The organism is Corynebacterium sp. HMSC074C11 (genome assembly GCF_001809455.1).
In the GTDB taxonomy this organism is placed as follows: Bacteria; Actinomycetota; Actinomycetes; order Mycobacteriales; family Mycobacteriaceae; genus Corynebacterium; species Corynebacterium amycolatum.
On sequence record NZ_KV797719.1, the window covers coordinates 40,758 to 59,140 of the forward strand.

Consider the following 18,383-nt stretch of genomic DNA (forward strand, 5'->3'; position numbering starts at 1 on the left):
AAACGCGGTGCTTGGCGCCCTATGCGCTAACGCTTAGGCGACTACCCCTTAACGGCGCCCGCAGCAACACCCTCGATAATGTGCTTCTGGGTAGCGACGTAGAAGATCACAATCGGAATGATTGCGAGCACCAGCATTGCCATCATCGCGCCAAGGTCACGGTTACCGTTGGAGCCAACGAAGCTCTGCACGACAACCGGGATGGTCTTGTACTTAGTGGACAGGCCAATGACCAGGTACGGCAGCAGGTAGTCGTTCCATACCCACATCGCGTTAAGAATTGCGACTGTCACTGCAGTCGGCTTGAGCATGGGCAAAACGATGCGGAAGTAGTTCTGCATCGGAGATGCGCCGTCAATCATCGCGGCTTCCTCGATATCGATCGGGATCGACTTGATGAAGCCGGCAAACATGAATACCGACAGACCAGAACCAAAGCCCAAGTAGAGAACCACAATGCCGATTGGGTTGTTCAAATGCAGCATGTCGGCGATCTTGACGGTCGGGAACATCACCATCTGGAACGGGATGACCATCGAGAACACAAACAGGTAATACAGCAGCGAGGTCCACCACGTCTTCACCCGCGTGATGTAGTAAGCCGTCATCGCAGAGAAGAACACAATCGCAATAACCGAGAGGATCGTGATGACAAAGGACCACACGATCGCCCAGCCGAAGCCCTCCTTCATCAGGCCGACGGCGTAGTTTTCGAACCCGACCCACATGTCACCTAGTGGCAGCTGGAAGGGGTTATCTGAAATTGCGAACTTGGACTTGAACGAGTTGAAGATAATGAACGCGATTGGCCCCAAGAACACGACGGTCAAAAACACCAGAATCGCGTAGATGATGACCTTAGATACGCCTCCCACCTTGGCCTCGTCCTGCTTAGCGGGCTTGGACTTTGGGAGCTTGGTGGTCGTTTCAGTGGTCATTGCAGCGTCGACAGACATTTATGCCTCCACTTCCTTGCTGCGAGTAGCACGCAGCTGCAGCATCGCGATCGCTACGACCACGACGACGAAAATTACTGCCTTGGCTTGACCAACGCCCTCCACACCAACTCGGTTGAACATGGTGTTGACGATGTTCAGAGCAACCATTTCTGTCTCTGAGCCCGGCGCACCATTGGTCAGGGCCAAGTTTTGATCGAAGAGTTTGAAAGTGTTCGACAGGGTCAAGAAGAGGCAAATGGTAATCGATGGCATGACCATCGGGATAGTAACGTGCCGCAGAATCTCCCAGCGTCCAGCGCCATCAATCTCCGCAGCTTCAATGAGCTCCGGCGGGACATTCTGCAGACCGGCAATATAGATAATCATCATGTAGCCGACCAGCTGCCAGTTGATGAGGATGATCAGACCGGCGTAACCGAACTTCCAGTCGGACACAATCGTCGTACCGTACGATGCCAGCACGGCGTTGATCATCGACTGCCAGGTGTAACCGAGCACAATGCCACCGATAAGGTTCGGCATGAAGAAGACTGTTCGGAAGAAGTTCGTACCCTTCAGCTTGCGCGTCAGAATCCATGCGATCCAGAACGCGAACAAGTTCACAGTAATGATGGAAACAACAACCACCATGAGAGTAAATCCGAAGGAAGCGACGAAGCCCTCGCGCTCACTAAAGGCCTTCTGGTAGTTCTCGATACCAACCCACTGCGCATTAGTGATGGTTGTGAAGTCAGTAAATGATAGGAAGAAACCGATTACGAACGGCACCAAGAACGCGATTGCAAAGGCAATCAGCGTGGGTAGCACGAAAATTGGGAAATACTTTTTCAATGTTGCTTGCATTTACAACACCGCTCCTAAAGCTAAAGGCGGAGCCCGGTGCCTCGAGACCGGTTTAACAGGTCACCGAGCCCCGAGCTCCGCCTTGCCATTGGTTGAACTCATTCCGTCGGTTGTTCATGCACGAGAAACTTTCGCTTCACACTCACCGATGGAATGGCTCACCTTTGATTTGCTGGTATTTAATTGTTTGGAGATTCCGCATTCCAGCTGTCGGCGAAAGTCTCGACAACCTTGTCCCACGGCATCTTTCCGGAAGCGTACTGCGCCAGCGCTGCGCCAAAATCATCCTTGAACTGCTGAGACGGGAAGTACTGGAAGTCCCACGGGATGGTGGTCAGATCCTCGTTCTCAATTGCTGCGGCAACTTCCTTGGCCAGCGGGTCATTCGGGGTGTCGGCTTCAGTGAAGTTCTGGAACGGAGCGATGAATCCAAGATCCTCGACGACGTACTTCTTGCCCTCATCGGTGTTGAACAGCCAATTGACGAAGTCCTTCGTTGCCTTTTGGGAAGCCTCCGAAGCCTTGGAGTTGACCGTCAGGTAGTTTTCAGTACCAACCGAGATGCCGGTCTTATCCTCGTCCTTCAGACCCATGTACATAGGCATGAACTTAATCTTGTCCTGCTTGACCACGTTGCCAGAGACATCGTTGATCTGGGACCATGCCCAGTTGCCATTCTGAACCATAGCGGCCTTGCCCTGAGCGAACTCAGCCATCGAGTCGGACACAGCCTTCGACGGGGCCAGAGTCTTTTCGACAGTGGAGTTATTCAGGTACAAATCAAAGAGGTTCTTGAACTCCTTGTTGTACTTGAACTTCACATCAGCGGTTTCCTTGGTGCCAAGGTCCTCGAATTCATAATGAACCGGCCCGTTGGCCAAGTGCGTCTGCCAGCGCCAATCCTCACCGGATGCGAGCGAGGTGGAAGCGAAGGTGCCGGAGATTCCCAGCTTGTCCTTCTTGGCCTGCATGTCCTCAGCGACTTCCTTCAGCTTTCCGAAGGCCTTGATTTCGTCGATGCTCTTGGCCTTGGCATCAGGCATCGCGAAGTACTTGTCCATGATCTCTTCGTTATAGATCAGGCCAAATCCCTCGACTGCAAACGGGACGCCGTATACCTTGCCGTCCTCCCCCTTCAGCGGCTCAATGCCCTCGTTGAGGTTTTGTGCAATTTCAGTGTCAGACATGTCTGCCATGTATTCCTGCCAAGTACGCAGGCCCGCCGGACCATTGACTTGGAACAGTGTTGGCGCGTCCTTTTTACCAATCTCGGCCTTCAGAGTCTGCTCATAGGAATTCGAAGCAGCGGTAACGACCTTGACCTGAACACCAGTCTTGTCAGTGTATGCCTTCGCAATCTTCTGATATGCGGCATCCTGCTCCGGCTTGAAGTTAAGGAAGTAGACACCACCATCTGCAACCGCATCATCACTCGAGCACGCAACCAAACCAGCGGTTGCCATCAGGCCTGCTGCACACAGAGCTGAAAGGCGCTTGAAGTTCTTCACTATATTTTCTCCCTTGAGAAGAAAGGCCACTTCAATGGCACCCTCCGAGTAATTCGGACGGATATTTGCCAACAGCCGTGGCCTAATTGGATTATCCCGCCCTGCGGCTAGAAGTAGCCTTTCATGCGAACTTCGATGCCACCCACGCGGGCATTCGGTCTCACCAAAATCTTACTTGACCAAAACCAATTTAGGTTGGCCTTCAGTCAGCTGTGAACAAATGCAAAGGAGAAAAATAGTAAAAGCTCTCGAAAACACACCTAGAATTAGAGCTGTTCTCGAGCTGTTTTCACTGAACAGAGCCATCTACCGACACCAAAGCAAGCACCTGGCCGCGACAATCACACACAGACCCGACAACCACCCGACCGCCAAAAGTACCCCTGTTTGGCCTGTATGTATATTTTTATATACATTCTGGTAGGTCGTTTGGTTGTCACTTTTGAAATAATCGTACGCTCAACAGTCTGCTTTTAGAGAGCTACTCGACCTCATCGCTCGCCGGAAGATATACGGACTCGTCGCGATGCCCGGGCAACACTCGGGCCACGTAGCTCTGCACCGCTTCTTGAAGCGGCACATCCGCACGGCGTTTTTCCGCTATGTACCAGCGATGTTCCAAGACCTCGTGGAAAATCTGCGCATCCTGCAGCCTTCCACGCAGCCCCTCGGGCACAGCCAGGATTGTGGCCTCGAAAACTTCACGCAGCCATCGGTGCGCAACTTGCTCTAGCGGGATCCCTTCCAGACCTTCCGACAACCGAAAGGTCTGCATACTATTGAGCATCCTCCTCGCTTGCCCCTCTTGCACGTCCAATCCTGTCAGCCGCATCAGCTGCCGATGATGATGGCCTGCGTCAACCACCCGTGGTCGGAACACAACGCGGCCACCATCACTCGTGACTTTCAGCTCACCGACATCGAAACCGAGGTCATTGAGCCTGCGCATCCGCTCATCGACAAGCCAAGGCTCCTCAACACCGATGGATTCTTCCCCCGTCAGCTCTTGCCACAGATCTTCATAACGCTCAATAATGCGTCTACCCACCGCAATTACATCCATTTCAGGATCCAGGAATCCGCCGGCCTGCAGATCCATGAGCTCCCCGATGATATTGGTATGGGCAACGTCGACATCGTAGAGCCTGCGGGAATCTGAGAGCGTACCTTGCAAATCTCCCGTCTCCGCGTCGACAAGGTAGGCGGAAAAGGCATCTGCGTCACGACGAAACAGAGTGTTCGACAGCGACACGTCACCCCAGTAAAAACCAAGCAGATGCAGACGAACTAGCAGAACTGCTAAAGAGTCAATCAGGCGAACCACAGTTTCGCGGGTGACCTGTTGAGAAAAAACTGCACGATACGGCAGCGAATACTCGAGATGTTCTGTGACGAGTGCGGCAGTTAACGGTTCGCCATCTGCATCCTTACGGCCGGTAATTACCGCGAGCGGGCGAACCGATGGAGCACCGAGCCTGATCAGGTCACGCAACATTCGGTATTCATGATGAGCAGTGAACTCACCAATTTCTTTCACTGCAATGACGCGGTCGTCTAAGTTGACGAATCGGACAATGTGCCGGGAAATTCCCTGAGGTAGGGCGGCTAACAAATCATCTGGCCACTGTTCCAGAGGTATATGCCAAGGAAGGCGCAAAAGCTTCGAAGCCACCGTTGTCGCGGCTATTTTCATAGTTTCCGACACGGTGGCTCCTAAAACTGTCCTGCTGCCCTACCAGCTACTCATTTCATCTAAACGTAGGAGTTTAAGCTGGAAGGCGCATACCAGTCGACTTAGAGAACAGGTGCAGCATGCCCGGGCGAATCTTGCCGTAAACTACCGAGCCCAACTTCGGCGCGGTGCGCGGGGCGGTACGAATAACCACCTGACCGTGCTCCTCTTCGTCCGGATTAGAGGAGGATCCGGAACTCAGTGCTCCACCACCGACGAGGTCGCCATACATGAATGCATCGGAGCCCAATTCCTCGACCAAATTGACCTGCACCGGAATGACGTCATCGCCCGGCCCCTCGACCAGGTCAAATGCCTCCGGACGGAAGCCCACAATAATCTGGTTCTGATCCTCCGGCACGATTGCAGCAAGTGTTGCTTCCGGCAGCTTAATCTTGGCCTCACCCAACGTGGCGTAACCATTCGAGACGTTGAACGTGCCCAGGTTCATCGCAGGTGAGCCAATGAAGCCTGCGACGAATTCGTTTGCCGGGGTTTCGTAGAGTTCACGCGGAGTACCGACCTGCTGCAGAACACCGAAGTTAATAACGGCGATGCGGTCGCCCATGGTCAGCGCCTCAGTCTGATCGTGGGTGACATACATCGTGGTCACGCCCATCCGACGCTGCATGGCCGCAATCTGTGTGCGGGTTTGAACACGCAGCTTCGCGTCCAGGTTCGACAACGGCTCGTCCATCAGGAACACCTGCGGCTTGCGCACAATCGCACGCCCCATTGCCACACGCTGACGCTGACCACCGGACAGAGCCTTAGGCTTGCGGTCCAGGAACTGAGTTAGATCCAGAGTCTTTGCAGCCTCTTCGACACGACGGTCAATCTCGTCCTTGTCCACACCAGCAATCTTGAGCGCGAAGCCCATGTTCTCGCGCACCGTCATATGCGGGTACAGTGCGTAGTTCTGGAAGACCATCGCAATATCGCGATCCTTGGGCGAGACATTGGTCACATCACGATCTCCAATGAAAATCTTGCCCTCATTGACTTCTTCCAGACCGGCAAGCATGCGCAGTGTTGTGGACTTACCACAACCGGAGGGGCCCACCAGAACCAGGAACTCACCATCGGCAATTTCCAAGTTGAACTTGTCCACAGAAGGCTTCGTCGCACCAGGGTAAATGCGAGTGGCATCAGAAAAAGTCACAGTAGCCATGTGAATGCAAACCTTTCATCGGCAGGTACGTGCCGAACGATCCGAGTGAAAGTAACCGCAGGAACAGCTCCTACGTATCTGCCTCATAAGCTTACTCTTAATCGAGCAGCCCCGTCACGAGCTCCGCAATCTTCGAGCGCTCCGAGCGCTTCAGCGTGATGTGTGCAAAAAGCTCATTACCCTTGAGTTTTTCAATCACCGCCTGTACACCGTCATGGCGGCCGACGCGCAGGTTGTCACGCTGCGCCACATCGTGCGTAAGGATGACCCGGGAATTGCTACCAAGACGCGACAGTACCGTCAGCAGTACGTTGCGCTCCAGCGACTGTGCCTCATCGACAATCACGAAGCTGTCATGCAGGCTACGACCGCGAATGTGAGTCAACGGCAGTACCTCTAGCATGTCGCGCGAGGCAATCTCATCCATGACGTTCTCCGAGACCAGCCCCTCCAGCGTGTCGTAAACAGCCTGCGCCCACGGGTTCATCTTTTCGTCCTCACTACCGGGCAGGTAACCAAGGTTCTGGCCACCGACCGCGTAGAGCGGACGAAACACCACGATTCGGCGATGCAGACCGCGCTCCAGCACCGACTCCAGACCCGCGCACAGCGCAAGCGCCGACTTACCCGTGCCGGCTCGGCCGCCGAGGGAAACAATCCCCACCGAGTCATCCAACAGCAGGTCGAGCGCCACACGCTGCTCCGCCGACCGCCCCTTCAGCCCAAACGCCTCCGTATCGCCCCGCACAAGCTTGACGACGCCCGGGGCGCTCACCCTTGCCAGCGCAGACTGGCTACCGGCGCTGAGCTGCACGCCGCAGTGCAGCGGCTGCTCCTGAACCTGCTCGAGCTCCAAAAAGCCATTGGCGAAGAGACGATCAATTTCCTCCGGGTCGACGTCCACTTCCACCATTCCCGAGTACCCAGTCAGTACGACGTCCTGGGCGCGGTAATCGTCGGCAGGCAATCCCACCGCCCCAGCCTTAACGCGAAGCGGAATGTCCTTGGTGACCAGCACGACATCATGGCCATCGTGCTGAAGGTTAAGGGCGCAAGCGAGAATGCGGTGATCATTTTCGGCGGTGCGGAAGCCTGCGGGGAGGATGGAAGGATCGGAGTGGTTGAGCTCAATATGCATAAACCCGCCAAGGTCATTGGCGGGCACAGGCCGGTCCAGGTGGCCGTAGCGGTAGCGCAGCTCTTCGAGGAAACGGAGCGCTTCTCGGGCGAACCACCCCAGCTCTGGGTGGTGGCGCTTGGCCTCCAACTCACTCACCACGACCAGCGGAAGCACAACTTGGTGCTCGTCGAACTTCTTGGTGGCGTGGGGATCGGACAGCAGGACCGAGGTATCAAGCACGTAGGTACGCATGCCCTCAGGCTAAAAGTCAGAGGTAGAAATTACGTGGTTGTGAGATGAATGCTTGGTTATCAGATGAACCACAGTTGGTTACGAGCTCTAATCCTCAAGTTGAACCCTAAGGAACTGGCCGAGCACCACTGCACGGCCACTCCACTGCCCTTTTAATGGCAACTAGTCGTTGCAATGGCGACTAGTCGTTGTGGCGAATCTGACGTCCCAGCAGCTTGCGGCGAAGTGGATCGACAGCCAAGGTCGCAGCGCCAACTGCCAAAACTCCCAAGACGTACGCCAGCGCAACAACAAGTGAGCGTTGCCCAAAAGTGATTTCGTTCGCGACCGGACCGAACATGAACGCCCCCAACAGCGCACCCATGACAAAGCCGAAGATGCTGGTCACAAGCATGGGGAAGAATGTCTGCTTAAAAGTGACCGTGCGGTGGAAGGTGATTGGAGTACCGATGAAGTCCAGCGCCTTTGTCAGCGATGCCTCTTCATAGACAGCTGAGGCCTGAGTCAGCACGGTCGATACCAGCAGCAGAATGAAACCGATTACGAAAGTGATAGTCACACCGGTTGCAATATCGTGCGCGAATGTGGCGTCTGCAACCTCTTCAATCTTGTCTTCGCCAGGCACCATCATTGTGTAGCCAAGCAGCAGGGACAGGAAGGCCATGGAACTTACTCGACGCCACGATTCCTTAGCGTTAGTCGCTACTCGTCGCGTCGCCACAAAATCACTTGAAGTACCGAAGAAGCTGGAAATGCGGGCAACAAGCTGGATAAAGAAAGGCGCCACTAGGCCAATTGCCCAGACCATCAGGTACATCATCGCTGCGACACCAATTATGGTCGAGAGGGTTCCACCCGCGATATTGGAGTTGCCAACCACGTACAGCACACCCGCACCGATAACAGCGGCCACAATCATGCGCCATGCCTTCATCGACTTGGGCACTTCTTTACGGCTAACGCCAAGCGGTGAAATCATCACCCTACGCAAACCAACCACAGCCGCAAAGAGCGCGAGAAGCACCACGGCACCCCAGACGAGTGGGTAGCCCCACCAAGACAGCAGCATGTCCCAGGTATCCAGGTAGTCATTATCGAACTTGATCATCGCCCAGAATGGCGCGGTGGCAACCGACAAGAGCGTGCCCACCACAAGCCCAACAGCCGCCAACACGAGGGTTTCGATAATAACCATGCGTGTAACTGCCCTGTTAGACAGACCAATCAAGCGCAGAGTTGCCAGTCGCTGCTCCCGCCCTGCAGCGCCAAGCACCGCCGACTGTGCCACCAGCGAAACCATTGCCGGAATCACAAAAACACAGGCCACGAGTGCCAGCTGCAGGTACATCTCGCCCTGACCTTGATTCATGTAATCCTCAGGCGTTGGGTTCGGCGGCAGCTTTGGCTCAGCCTGCCAACGGCGGTAAAACATGGCCGTGCCACCGACGACGACCAACGCCAACCAGGTACTCACGGTCATGGCCACCACGGACAATGCGGATAACCAGCCGTTTCCCGAATGGGATTCACGCCCGGCGCGCTGCAGCCGCGTGCTCAGGTCCGCTAGTGCGCCGGTAGGGATTCTTTGAGGTTTTGGTGCTTCAGTTACGGTGCTCACTTTGTAACCTCCGCTCCTGCCAGCAGGCGGTCGTCGTGAATCAGGCCATCGCGGATCTCCACACGTCGACGACACCAGTCGGCCACCCTCACATCGTGAGTAACCATCACCAAGGTCGTGCCGGTCTGCTCCACCAACGCAATCAGTTGCTGCATGACCTCATGACCTGTGGACTGGTCCAACGCGCCAGTCGGCTCATCAGCAAAGATGACACCTGGCTCACCGGCCATCGCGCGGGCAATGGCCACACGTTGCGCTTGACCGCCGGACATTTGTCCTGGGCGACGGCGCGTGAGGTCTTTTAGGCCCAGGCGGCTGAGTACATCGTCGGCAAGCGCGAGTGACGTTGAGCGCTTCCTGCCCTGCAGAATCATTGGCAAAGCGACGTTTTCCCTGGCAGTCAGCTCGGGCAGGAGCTGGCCGTCTTGGAAGACGAAGCCGAAGTCGTGCAGGCGGAGGGCGGAGCGGTCGGCGTCGGAAAGCGAATTGATCTTGGTGTCACCGAAGATGACGTCGCCGTCGTCCGGCAGCAACACGCCGGACATGCAGTGCAGCAACGTGGACTTACCAGAACCGGACGGTCCCATGACTGCAACGGTTTCGCCGGGCTCAATGGTCAGCGAAATGCCGGTGAGAACGGGAGCGGAATTGTAGGACTTAGTGATGTCACGAATACAAAGTCGTGCGTTTCTTGGGCTGTTGTTCTCTGTCATGACACTCATTTCACTCGCACGGAGGCGATTTCAACACCGTGCCCACTTTCCTTTTGCGGTAGTGCTAGGTCTACCATGCCGGAAATTAATTCCTCCGCACACAGAGCTTTCGTACCATAGGAAACTATGGAGCTGAAGGATTATTTCCGCAAATATATCGGCGCGAACCGCCGCGAAAAAGCGCATAAACGCAGCTACGAGGAATCCGCCGCCGCCCGCATCGCCGAACTTACCGCTTCACGACGAACAATTGCCGAAGCCTTTGAGATTGAACGTCGCCGCATCGAAAATGACCTCCACGACGGAGCTCAGCAATACATTGTTGCGGCTTCAATGAAATTAGGACTTGCGGAATTAGAGGCATCCAAGACTGGCAATGAGGAACTAATGCAGCTCCTGTCGGAAACGCGCGGCCATTTGGAGGATGGATTACGTGCTTTGCGACGAACAGTCCACGGAATTCACCCGCAGGTGTTGCGCGATCGCGGTCTGCAAGCGGCTGTTGAGGAAATTGCTGAAGGGTATGGCCCTCACGTTGTTGTGCACACTCCCTATCCCCTGCCGGAATTGGAGGAAAGCGTGCTCGCCGCGGCATATTTTTTCTGTGCAGAAGTACTGACTAATGCGGCGAAATATGCACCGAATGCCCCTGTTTCTGTGTTGCTCACCTCAGATCAAACACTGAATATTTCAATTACCGACCAAGGCCCCGGTGGTGCGAAGTTGGGGCGCGGATTGCGGGGCATGAAAGAGCGTCTAGCTACTTTCGACGGTGCGATGACCATGCACTCTCCCGAAGGCGGGCCAACGCAGGTAATAGCCAGAATTCCCTTGATGCTAAATCGCTGGGAATCGGGCATTGGAGAAATGGAAGGCGTGGATATGGAAAGCGTAGAGAAGAAAGGTGCGGAGAAAAAATGAAAATTGTCATTGCGGATGACTCGGCACTCCTGCGGGAGGGGGTCGCGGGGCTCGTCGAAAAGCGTGGACATGAAGTCATTGCGATGGTCGATACTGCCCACGGCCTGGTGGCGGACATCGATGACCGTTTTGATGACACGGGCGAGTTGCCAGATCTGGTGATTACCGATGTGCGCATGCCACCGAAGATGAGTGACGACGGCCTGCGGGCGGCGGTCGAGTTGCGCGAGCGTTATCCGCAGCTGAATGTGATGGTGTTGTCGCAGTATGTGGCGCCGGCGTATGCGCGTGAGTTGTTCTCGCCGGGCGGTGCTGGAGGTAGTGCTGGGGTTGGTACTGGGGTCGGCTCGAGTGGCAGCAGCTCGAGTGGCGGGACCGGGTATCTGCTCAAAGACCGCGTTGGCCAGGTGCTGGACTTCTTGGGTTCGCTCGAGGTCGTCGCAGGTGGTGGCGTGGTGATTGACCCTGATGTGGCGACGGCATTGATGCAGTCCGGCAAATCGGGGCTAGCCAGTTTAACGGCGCGCGAACGCGAAGTGCTCGAGCTGATGGCACGAGGCAAGTCCAATAAGCAGATTGCCGATGACCTCGTGCTTTCCGGGGCGGCAGTGGCGAAACACGTGTCCAACATCTTTATGAAGCTGCATCTGGAGCCCGGCGAGGAAAACCGCCGTGTGCGAGCAATCTTGGAATTTCTCACGGCGACGTCGGGGCAGATTTAGGGTCGGCAGCAATCGCATCGCTCGCAAAGGCGATGAAAAAATAAGTGTTGCTAGTAGCACAAGTCACACTTTAAAGTTGGCTCGTACGTTTGTTGTTTTCCCACCGAAAGGACGTGTCTACATGACTGTTTATGCCAACCCCGGCACCCCCGATGCAATCTTCACGTACAAGGAGCAGTACGAGAATTTCATCGGCGGTAAGTGGACACCCCCAGTAGACGGGCAGTACATGGACAACTCCACCCCGATTACGGGCGAGGTTTTCTGCCGGGTACCGCGGTCTAACGAGAAAGACATTGAGCTCGCCCTCGACGCCGCACACAAAGCGAAGGACTCCTGGGCCGCGGTCCCTGCGGCCGAGCGGGCGCTGATCCTCCACCGCATCGCAGACCGCCTGGAGGAAAACCTTGAGAAGATTGCAGTCGCCGAGACCTGGGAGAACGGTAAGGCCATCCGCGAGACTCTCGCCGCTGACATCCCCCTCGCCATCGACCACTTCCGCTACTTCGCCGGCGCCACCCGCACGCAGGAAGGGCGCATCTCGCAAATCGACGACAACACGGTCGCCTACCACTTCCACGAGCCACTCGGCGTCGTCGGCCAGATCATCCCGTGGAACTTCCCCCTCCTGATGGCCGCGTGGAAAATCGCCCCGGCCCTGGCCGCCGGCAACTGCATCGTACTCAAGCCCGCAGAGCAGACCCCCGCGTCGATTCTCATGCTCACTGAGATCATCGCCGATCTGATTCCTGACGGCGTCCTCAACATTGTCAATGGCCTCGGCACCGAGGCTGGTGCTGCGCTGACTGCAAGCGACCGGATTTCCAAGATTGCGTTCACCGGATCGACTGCCGTGGGCCAGCTGATTAACAAGGCAGTGTCCGACAAGATTATTCCGATCACGCTGGAGCTCGGCGGCAAGTCCCCGTCCATATTCTTCCCCGATGTCATGGACGCCGACGACGCGTTCCGCGAAAAGTGCGTCGAGGGCCTGGCCATGTTCGCGTTGAACCAGGGCGAGGTCTGCACCTGCCCGTCGCGAGCCCTGGTTCACGAAGACATCGCTGATGAGTTCCTGAAGCTCGCGGTCGAGCGCGTCAAGCAGATTAAGACCGGCAACCCGCTAGATACGTCGGTGCAGATGGGCGCCCAGGCCTCCCAGGAGCAGCTGGACAAGATCTCCGGCTACTTGGAATCCGGACCGAAGGAGGGCGCCGAGGTCCTCACCGGTGGCAACGTCGCCAAGCCCGAAGGACTGGAGGGAGGATTCTACGTCGAGCCGACAATCTTTAAGGGCGACAACTCGATGCGCTTCTTCCGCGAGGAGATCTTCGGCCCGGTCCTGGCCGTAACAACCTTCAAGACCCTGGAAGAGGCTCTCGAAATTGCCAACGACACCATCTATGGCCTTGGCGCTGGCGTGTGGAGCCGCAACCAGAACAACGCCTACCGCGCTGCCCGCGGTATCCAGGCCGGTCGCGTATGGGTGAATAATTACCACAGCTACCCTGCTCACGCAGCCTTCGGCGGTTACAAGCAGTCCGGTATCGGCCGCGAGAATCACTTGATGATGCTCGAGCACTACCAGGAGACCAAGTGCATGCTCGTCTCTTACGACGAGAACCCGACTGGCCTGTTCTAAAAATCCGCTCCCTCTGGGCTGGGCAATCTTTCGATTCCGATTCACGTCCGATAAAGGTGTCGACAATTGCCTTGCCCGCCCCCAAAAAACGCCCTCCGCGCCTAGCCGGTTTCGATAGTCGGCCTTAACCTGACGCACCAGGCGCTGGCGACTCCAAATTTAGAGGCCTAGCTCACGGCCGCCAGCTAGGCCTCTCTTTCTTTCTTCACTTGCCGGTACCACCTACGCATCCGATTAATCGCGGCGCTGGCGGCCCATCCGCCGAGAAAAAGTAGCGGGATGTAGAAGAACACGACATAGGCGACGACCAGGCCGTCCTGACCATCGGGCGACGTGGTGAGAAATAGGAATACCAGATCGCCAAGCGCGGCAATTCCTGCGCCGGTAGCTGCTGGGACAATGCTCCGCGCGCTGGTCATCCCCCGAGCCGACGAGCCATCACCGGCGAAAACGGCTATTGCTCCGACCAGCATTACTGAGACCAGCATGGACACAATCCACGACGCAATTCCTTCGTCGTAGGCGAGATTGGGCTCCGGCAAGATTAGCCCACCTAAAACACTCCACGCGACCGCGGCGAAAAAGGACGCCAGCAAGGGGCGGGTTATATTGTCGAGCCTCATGCGTCCCAGGTTACGTGAGATGACCTCCAGAAACATCGAATCTCCCCTCCCCAGTGGAGAATCGAGTCACGCCCGCAAGAGCAAAATCCTCCGAGCATAAAGTGGGGTAAGTAGAAAAACTGACAACCCGAAAACTTACGGGCTGCAAATGTGAAACTGTGCGAGTTTATGACACTTTCAGGCCATTTTTGTCATAAACGCAGTCAGTAACTCGGATCGACCCAACGCCACCAGTCATAAACGCAGTCAGTAACTCGCATTGGGACTAAACGGAAAAGGTGTCCGCCCGGCGACACGCCGAGCGGACACACTTTTTGCTACTTAACCCAGACACGCTTTTCTTTACTTACCCCATTATCCGCGTACTTTGCGCCCTAGAGACCAAGAAAGCCAGGTAGGAATCTGTCCTACCTGGCTTAATTGCTCCTCCAGCTGGACTCGAACCAGCAACCCTTCGATTAACAGTCGAATGCTCTGCCATTGAGCTATGGAGGAATACTCACCGCCAAGAACTAGCTAAACCATACTTCGGCCACACCGTTCCTTGCGACGGATAGATATTTTACCCAGACCCCTTGAAACTCACAAATCGCCAGGTCAGAGGTTCATTTAGGCATCTTATTCCCATCGGCCATGACATTGTTGTGAGTTCTTGAAACCACACAATCCGTGCAATCCACACAATCCACGCAATCTCACACAGCCCAACGAAGCCCCCAGCAGTACTGAAAACGCTTTCCATCATGCACTTTTCGTACCGCGTTCATACGATGGGACTTATGTCTGAACAAACCAACGGAACCGAAAACACCGAGCAAACCGCACGCGTTGTTCGCGGTGTTATCGCACGCGAGAAGGGTGCACCGGTAGAACTTACAGATATCCACATCCCATCCCCGGGCCCGAACGATGTCATTGTTGACATCCAGGCCTGCGGCGTGTGCCATACCGATCTGGCTTACCGCGACGGCGATATCGCCGACGAGTACCCGTTCTTCCTCGGCCACGAGGCCGCAGGCGTAGTCTCCGAGGTTGGCGAAGAGGTCACGCATGTTGCCGTCGGCGATTTCGTTGTCCTCAATTGGCGCGCCGTCTGTGGCGAGTGCCGCGCCTGTAAGCGTGGTGAGTCACAGTACTGCTTTAGCACTTTCAACGCCTCCAAGCCCATGACGCTTGACGACGGCACGGTCCTCACCCCAGCACTTGGAATCGGCGCTTTTGCGGATGCCACCCTCGTCCACGAGGGCCAGTGCACCAAGGTCGATTCGGCAGCCGATCCGGCCGTTGCGGGTCTGCTTGGCTGCGGCGTCATGGCCGGCATCGGTGCGGCCATCAACACCGGCGAGGTCAAGCGCGGTGAATCAGTAGCCGTCATCGGCTGCGGTGGCGTTGGTACCGCCGCTATCGCCGGTGCCAAGCTGGCTGGCGCTAGCACGATTATTGCCATCGATATCTCGGACGAGAAGCTCGACACCGCCCGCGAATTCGGCGCGACCGAGACCATTAACTCTGCGGAGCTGACTAAGAGCGATAAGGGCACCGGGGAAGAGGATCCCGTCGTTAAGCGAGTGCGTGAGCTGACCGACGGTTTCGGTGCTGACGTCGTGATTGATGCGGTCGGCCGTCCGGAAACTTACAAGCAGGCGTTCTACGCCCGTGACCTGGCTGGACGTGTTGTTCTGGTCGGCGTTCCGGCGCCGACGATGGAGCTGGACATCCCGCTGGCGGATGTGTTTAGCCGCGGTGGTGCACTGAAGTCGTCCTGGTACGGCGACTGCCTGCCGGAGCGGGACTTCCCGATGCTGGTAGATCTGTCGTTGCAAAACCGCCTGCCGTTGGAGGGCTTCGTAACGGAGCGCATTGGCATTGAAGATGTTGATGAGGCTTTCGAAACTATGAAGGCCGGTAAGGTACTGCGATCGGTGGTGACGCTGTGAACAAGGATTTGAGAGTCGACCACGTTCTCACGTCGGGCACGTTCTCGCTCGACGGTGGTACGTGGGACGTAGACAACAACGTATGGGTGCTCGGCGACGACCGTGAGGTCATTGTCATCGATGCGGCGCATGAGGCGCAGCCAATTATTGATGCGGTGGATGGCCGCAAGGTAAAGGCCATCGTGTGCACCCACGCACACAACGATCACATCACTGTGGCACCTGAGCTGCAGGAAAAGCTCGACGCTCCCCTGCTGGTCCACCCGGGCGACCAGATGCTGTGGGAGCAGTCCTGGCCGAACCTGGCGCACGAGGACCTCGCACACGGTCAGCGCCTGGAGATTGCGGGCACGGAGGTTGTCATTATTAACACTCCGGGCCACTCCCCTGGCTCGTGCTGTCTGTACGTGCCGGAGGCCGCGGAGCTGTTCTCAGGTGACACGCTGTTTTCCGGCGGTCCTGGAGCGACCGGCCGGTCCTACTCGGATTTCGACACGATTATTAACTCCATCCGCGACAACCTGCTGACCCTGCCTGCGGAAACGACTGTCCGCACGGGTCATGGCGATCACACGACGATTGGTCGCGAGGCTCCACACTTGGAAGAGTGGATTCGCCGCGGCTACTAGTCGCTAGCTGCTGACGGGTGGCTGGCGCCTAGAAACTGCTAGCCACTAGCTACTCAAATACAACCTTGACCGCCTCTGCTTGCAGTTCGCGGCGGTACTGCTCCATCGCGAGCAAATCCGCGAACAGCGTGTTATAGGCGGTTTCGTCGTCTGAGGGGCGCATCCGCGAGAGCATCGCTTTCAGCTGTGCAATCTGGTCACCGACCCACACTTCCTGCAGTCGCGCCAGAATCGCCTGCGCATACGGGCGCAGCGTCTCCGCATCGACAGCGATTTGCTCCACCCCCAGCTCAGTCACGAGATGCTTGACGACGTCCTCCCGCGCCTGATCCATAATTGCGGTCGCCCAACTATGTGGCTGTGTGGCCGCTTCCCCGCAGGCACCACCTGCAGCCATGATGGCGTCGAATACCGCTCGGTAGGTCGGATGCCCAAAGGTCTCGGGTGCGAGCGCATCGAATACCGGGCCGGTGGTGGCGGGCTCCTGAATTGCCAGCTTGAGGGCCTCACGCTGCGCATAGAGCACAGAGTCCCGCGGATTTGGATACGGCAGTGCCGGGTTGCGCCGGCGCCGCGCTTCCTCCGCCTCTTCGCGGGCACGGGCCTCTTCTTGGCGACGCTGGTAGGGAGTGCGTTTTTCGCTCTGTGGCCGACTGGCCTCCTCGCGGACGCGCTGTACCAGCTCGGCCTCATCATTCCAGCCGATCCAGCCGGCAACTTCGCGGGCATACTCATCGCGCAGCGCCGCGTCCTTGAGCTGGGCCAGGACAGGCACCACGCGGCGCAGCCCGGAGACCCTGCCATTAGCGGTGGTCAGGTCGTAGTCGGCCAGAAGTGTGCGGAGGACGAATTCGATCAATGGTCGTCGTGAAGCGACGAGGTCGCGCACTGCGGCCTCGCCCTTCTTCTGGCGCAAGTCGCACGGATCCATGCCGTCCGGCGCGACTGCGACATAGGACTGGCCAGTGAAATTCTGCTCCCCCTCGAAGGCGCGCATGGCGGCCTTCTGCCCTGCCTCGTCGCCGTCGAAGGTGTAGATGAGTTCGCCGCGGAAGAAGTTGTCGTCGAGCATGAGACGGCGCAGCAGCTGGAGGTGTTCCTCGCCAAAAGCGGTACCACAGGACGCGACGGCCGTGGTCACACCCGAGGCGTGCATGGCCATGACGTCGGTGTAGCCCTCAACGATCACGGCCTGGTGGCCAACAGCAATGTCCTTCTTGGCCAAATCCAGGCCGAAGAGCACCTTGGACTTCTTGTACAGCATGGTCTCGGGAGTGTTCATGTACTTGCCCAGGTTGTCATCGTCGAAAAGCTTGCGGGCACCGAAGCCGATGACATCGCCGGACATATTGCGAATCGGCCACATGAGACGACGGTGGAAACGATCGATCGGCCCCATCCGCCCCATCTTGGAAAGACCCGCCTTATCCAGCTCTTCGAAGCTGAAGCCCAGACGCTGCAGGTGCTTGGTTAGAGTGTCCCAGCTGGCCGGCGAGTAGCCACAGCCGAACTGTGCCGCGTGCTCGGCGGTGAAGCCACGGTTTTCCAGAAACTCTCGCGCGGGTGCTGCCGCTGGCGTGGAGAACTGTTCGCGGTAGAACTTCTGTGCCTCGCGGTTTGCGGCGATGAGACGCTGTCGGGTTCCCGGTTCCTCGCGACGACCTGTGCCGCCGCCCTCATAGTTAATGTGGAAGCCAATTTTCTCCGCACAGGCTTCGACAGCCTCCGGGAAAGACAGGTGTTCCATCTCCATGAGGAAGCTAAATACATCACCGCCCTTGCCAGTGGAAAAGCAGTGGTAATAGCCATGATTGGGGCGTACGTGGAACGACGGCGTGCGCTCGTCTTTAAAAGGCGAAAGCCCTTTCAGAGAGTCCGCGCCAGCCGGTTTGAGGTTCACGTATTCCGCAACGATCTCCTCAATCGGAGTCCGCTCGCGGATCGCCGCGATATCGGAGTCCGGAATTCTTCCCCTAGCCATGAAAATAACCTT

The 18,383-nt window shown here is 56.9% G+C and carries 15 protein-coding genes and 1 tRNA gene; 5 read left to right on the top strand and 11 right to left on the bottom strand.

Annotated elements, in window-relative coordinates; genetic code table 11:
- Window positions 1–41: 41 nt before the first annotated feature.
- The 8 genes from HMPREF2614_RS00340 to HMPREF2614_RS00375 all read right to left on the bottom strand — a co-directional run bounded on the left by HMPREF2614_RS00340 (window position 42) and on the right by HMPREF2614_RS00375 (window position 9,916).
- On the bottom strand, window positions 42–938 hold the full coding sequence (locus HMPREF2614_RS00340; RefSeq protein WP_038629092.1) for a carbohydrate ABC transporter permease: 897 nt from the start codon (window positions 936–938) through the stop codon (window positions 42–44).
- Window positions 939–956: 18 nt separating this feature from the next.
- Window positions 957–1,802: a carbohydrate ABC transporter permease gene (locus HMPREF2614_RS00345; RefSeq protein ID WP_038625990.1), complete on the bottom strand. Its 846-nt coding sequence runs from the start codon at window positions 1,800–1,802 to the stop codon at window positions 957–959.
- Between the two features lie 179 nt (window positions 1,803–1,981).
- On the bottom strand, window positions 1,982–3,265 hold the full coding sequence (locus tag HMPREF2614_RS00350; protein WP_222867013.1) for an ABC transporter substrate-binding protein: 1,284 nt from the start codon (window positions 3,263–3,265) through the stop codon (window positions 1,982–1,984).
- A gap of 526 nt (window positions 3,266–3,791) precedes the next feature.
- Window positions 3,792–5,015 carry a DUF4032 domain-containing protein gene (locus HMPREF2614_RS00355; protein ID WP_038625992.1) on the bottom strand — a complete coding sequence of 408 codons (1,224 nt, stop codon included), beginning with the start codon at window positions 5,013–5,015 and terminating at the stop codon, window positions 3,792–3,794.
- Window positions 5,016–5,076: 61 nt separating this feature from the next.
- On the bottom strand, window positions 5,077–6,213 hold the full coding sequence (locus tag HMPREF2614_RS00360) for an ABC transporter ATP-binding protein (RefSeq protein ID WP_038625994.1): 1,137 nt from the start codon (window positions 6,211–6,213) through the stop codon (window positions 5,077–5,079).
- A 97-nt stretch (window positions 6,214–6,310) separates the two neighbouring features.
- Complete coding sequence (locus HMPREF2614_RS00365) at window positions 6,311–7,585, bottom strand: PhoH family protein (protein ID WP_038625995.1); 1,275 nt, start codon at window positions 7,583–7,585, stop codon at window positions 6,311–6,313.
- Between the two features lie 181 nt (window positions 7,586–7,766).
- A complete protein-coding gene (locus HMPREF2614_RS00370; RefSeq protein ID WP_038625997.1) occupies window positions 7,767–9,203 on the bottom strand; it encodes an FtsX-like permease family protein in 1,437 nt (478 codons plus the stop codon).
- The gene (locus HMPREF2614_RS00375; RefSeq protein WP_038625999.1) at window positions 9,200–9,916 is read right to left on the bottom strand and encodes an ABC transporter ATP-binding protein; all 717 of its coding nucleotides are present in this window, start codon (window positions 9,914–9,916) and stop codon (window positions 9,200–9,202) included. The genes HMPREF2614_RS00370 and HMPREF2614_RS00375 overlap by 4 nt, the downstream gene beginning before the upstream one ends.
- A 126-nt stretch (window positions 9,917–10,042) precedes the next feature.
- Here HMPREF2614_RS00375 and HMPREF2614_RS00380 point away from each other — a divergent pair, with 126 nt between their 5' ends.
- The 3 genes from HMPREF2614_RS00380 to HMPREF2614_RS00390 all read left to right on the top strand — a co-directional run bounded on the left by HMPREF2614_RS00380 (window position 10,043) and on the right by HMPREF2614_RS00390 (window position 13,201).
- A complete protein-coding gene (locus HMPREF2614_RS00380; protein ID WP_038626001.1) occupies window positions 10,043–10,837 on the top strand; it encodes a sensor histidine kinase in 795 nt (264 codons plus the stop codon).
- Window positions 10,834–11,559, top strand: a complete 726-nt coding sequence (locus HMPREF2614_RS00385) for a LuxR C-terminal-related transcriptional regulator (RefSeq protein ID WP_038626003.1) — start codon at window positions 10,834–10,836, stop codon at window positions 11,557–11,559. Before HMPREF2614_RS00380 ends, HMPREF2614_RS00385 begins: the two co-directional genes overlap by 4 nt.
- Before the next feature lie 121 nt (window positions 11,560–11,680).
- Complete coding sequence (locus HMPREF2614_RS00390) at window positions 11,681–13,201, top strand: acetaldehyde dehydrogenase ExaC (protein ID WP_049181669.1); 1,521 nt, start codon at window positions 11,681–11,683, stop codon at window positions 13,199–13,201.
- Between the two features lie 185 nt (window positions 13,202–13,386).
- Here HMPREF2614_RS00390 and HMPREF2614_RS00395 read toward each other — a convergent pair whose 3' ends face one another.
- Both HMPREF2614_RS00395 and HMPREF2614_RS00400 read right to left on the bottom strand, forming a co-directional pair.
- Window positions 13,387–13,824: a hypothetical protein gene (locus HMPREF2614_RS00395; protein ID WP_141745454.1), complete on the bottom strand. Its 438-nt coding sequence runs from the start codon at window positions 13,822–13,824 to the stop codon at window positions 13,387–13,389.
- A 423-nt stretch (window positions 13,825–14,247) separates the two neighbouring features.
- A tRNA-Asn gene (locus HMPREF2614_RS00400) sits at window positions 14,248–14,319 on the bottom strand.
- 284 nt (window positions 14,320–14,603) lie between these two features.
- On the opposite strand from HMPREF2614_RS00400, the gene HMPREF2614_RS00405 reads away from it, so the two are divergent.
- On the top strand, window positions 14,604–15,761 hold the full coding sequence (locus HMPREF2614_RS00405) for an S-(hydroxymethyl)mycothiol dehydrogenase (protein ID WP_070559725.1): 1,158 nt from the start codon (window positions 14,604–14,606) through the stop codon (window positions 15,759–15,761).
- Complete coding sequence (locus tag HMPREF2614_RS00410; protein ID WP_016423101.1) at window positions 15,758–16,390, top strand: MBL fold metallo-hydrolase; 633 nt, start codon at window positions 15,758–15,760, stop codon at window positions 16,388–16,390. Before HMPREF2614_RS00405 ends, HMPREF2614_RS00410 begins: the two co-directional genes overlap by 4 nt.
- Window positions 16,391–16,439: 49 nt before the next feature.
- On the opposite strand, the gene dnaG is transcribed toward HMPREF2614_RS00410, so the two are convergent.
- Window positions 16,440–18,371: a DNA primase gene (gene dnaG / locus HMPREF2614_RS00415; protein ID WP_083300179.1), complete on the bottom strand. Its 1,932-nt coding sequence runs from the start codon at window positions 18,369–18,371 to the stop codon at window positions 16,440–16,442.
- Between the last annotated feature and the right edge of the window lie 12 nt (window positions 18,372–18,383).